This window comes from Bacteroides acidifaciens, assembly GCF_024623065.1.
Taxonomy (GTDB): Bacteria; Bacteroidota; Bacteroidia; order Bacteroidales; family Bacteroidaceae; genus Bacteroides; species Bacteroides acidifaciens.
The window spans coordinates 1-2,474 of sequence record NZ_JANJZR010000157.1; the positions used below are offsets into that span (position 1 = coordinate 1).

The following is a 2,474-nucleotide window of genomic DNA, read 5'->3' on the forward strand; positions in this document are numbered from 1 at the left end:
AGTCCTTGAAATTAGTAGTTTTCATGAGAAAAAGCGACCAAACTTTTCCTTTAAATTACTAAATTTCAGGGACTTTCACAAATTTAATCACTTAAAAATTAGATGTTTAACAGCACAAATTTAAATTTTGTCATCTACTAAACTCTCTTCATATTCCAACATTTTTTAGGGTGTTATTATTGCTTCAATAACACAACAACAGTCGGAATGTTGTTTTCCTTTTGGACATTTAATCAACCAATATAAGATTCTATCCTTCCTTTCATTCTATTTTTTACTCAGAAACAACTATCTTTGCACCATCCAAAAAGAAATACAATGAACCAAGATACTATCTGTGCTATTGCTACCGCTCAGGGCGGTGCTATCGGAAGCATCCGTGTTTCCGGTCCGGAAGCTATTTCCATCACCAACCTCATCTTCAAACCGGCAAAAGCCGAGAAACGGCTCTGTGAGCAGAAACCATATACTTTGACTTTCGGCCGCATCTACGACGGAGAGGAGATTATCGACGAAGTACTTGTCAGCCTTTTCCGTGCTCCTCATTCATATACGGGAGAAGATAGTACAGAAATCACTTGTCATGGTTCTTCTTATATTCTCCAGCAAGTGATGCAACTGCTTATCAAGAATGGCTGCCGCATGGCTCAACCGGGAGAATACACGCAGCGTGCATTCCTCAATGGCAAGATGGATTTAAGTCAGGCAGAAGCTGTAGCAGACCTGATTGCGTCTTCATCCGCCGCCACTCACCGACTGGCTATGAGCCAAATGCGAGGTGGCTTCAGCAAGGAACTGACCGACTTGCGAAACAAGCTACTGAACTTCACCTCTATGATTGAACTGGAACTGGATTTCAGCGAGGAGGATGTTGAATTTGCCGACCGCTCGGCATTGCGAAAATTAGCTGATGAGATAGAACTGGTTATCTCCCGTTTGGTTCATTCGTTCAGTGTAGGTAATGCTATCAAAAACGGTGTCCCCGTAGCCATCATCGGTGAAACGAATGCAGGAAAATCGACCTTATTAAATGTTTTATTGAATGAAGAGAAAGCAATCGTCAGCGATATTCACGGAACAACTCGTGATGTGATTGAAGATACGATTAATATCGATGGAATTACTTTCCGATTCATTGATACCGCCGGAATCCGGGAAACGAACGACACGATTGAAAGTTTGGGTATTGAGCGCACATTCCAAAAGCTGGAACAAGCGGAAATCGTTCTTTGGATGGTGGACTCAGTGAATGCTGTATCTCAGATTGAGCTGTTGTCAGAAAAGATAGTTCCACGTTGCGAAGGAAAACATTTAATCATTGTGTTCAACAAGGCTGATTTAATTGAAGAAAATCAAAAAGAAGATTTATCCGCTTTATTGAAGGATTTCCCAAAAGAGTCTACAGAGCATATTTTTATTTCAGCAAAGCAGAGAAAGAATACGAGTGAGTTACAAAAAATGCTTATTAGTGCTGCACATTTACCCACGGTAACCCAGAATGATATAATCGTAACGAATGTAAGGCATTACGAAGCTTTAAGCAAGGCTTCGGATGCTATTCATAGAGTACAAAATGGGCTTGATATGCATATTTCCGGTGATTTTCTTTCACAGGACATACGTGAGTGTATCTTCTTTATTTCGGATATTGCTGGGGAAGTTACGAATGATATGGTGCTTCAGAATATCTTTCAGCATTTTTGCATCGGCAAATAGCTAACTATCTGATTATCAGGTAGTTACACAGTTAAAACCTATAATTTTCTGATAGAAAATGACTTATATAGATGGAAAATAAGCTGTTTTGAGAACCATATTTTCTCTTTTTAGCATATGTTTTCCTCATTTTTGTCCCCAGTTTGTCCTCTATAGTGGCATCGGGGGACAAAATTATGTCCCCCGATGTGTTTTTGAGATTTTCTCTATAAAATCCGTCAAGATCATAAATATTTGATGTCTGAATAATATTTTTTTTATTTCTCAGCCTCGAATATATTCAAATTTTATAACGCTGATAAACAAATATATACATTAAAAATATTCGGGTCAGAAATTACAACAGATGATATTCTATTATAGAAACAAATAATATTCTATTGAAATATTTATTTTTACTTTTACATAAGTCAGATCTACGGTTCCAAGTTTAAAAAGAGACATTCAGTAAATGTCCTTTAAATGTAATCATTAAAGTTTCAAACTCAACTGGAGTTAATCCGGAGTTAATCCGGTGCTGCAAGCACCGGTCTATGGGTGTGAAGAATATTGCAACAAGCTTTTTATACTTCAAAGATATTCCAAAGATAGCTTTAATCAACTATTAGATATAAACTCTAATAAGATATGGCTTAGATGTTTTTATAAACATATATCACCAATCTTAAGATAATACTATCAAATAAAAAAGAGGGTGTGTCGAAACGATGCATCCTCTTTTTTGTATAAACAAAGCCCCGACTTTCCCAAGCCAGGGC

The 2,474-nt window shown here is 37.4% G+C and carries 1 protein-coding gene; it reads left to right on the forward strand.

The features are described 5' to 3' along the window. The first annotated feature begins 318 nt into the window (after positions 1 to 318). On the forward strand, positions 319 to 1,716 hold the full coding sequence (gene mnmE / locus NSB03_RS20320) for a tRNA uridine-5-carboxymethylaminomethyl(34) synthesis GTPase MnmE (protein WP_024988873.1): 1,398 nt from the start codon (positions 319 to 321) through the stop codon (positions 1,714 to 1,716). Positions 1,717 to 2,474: the final 758 nt, after the last annotated feature.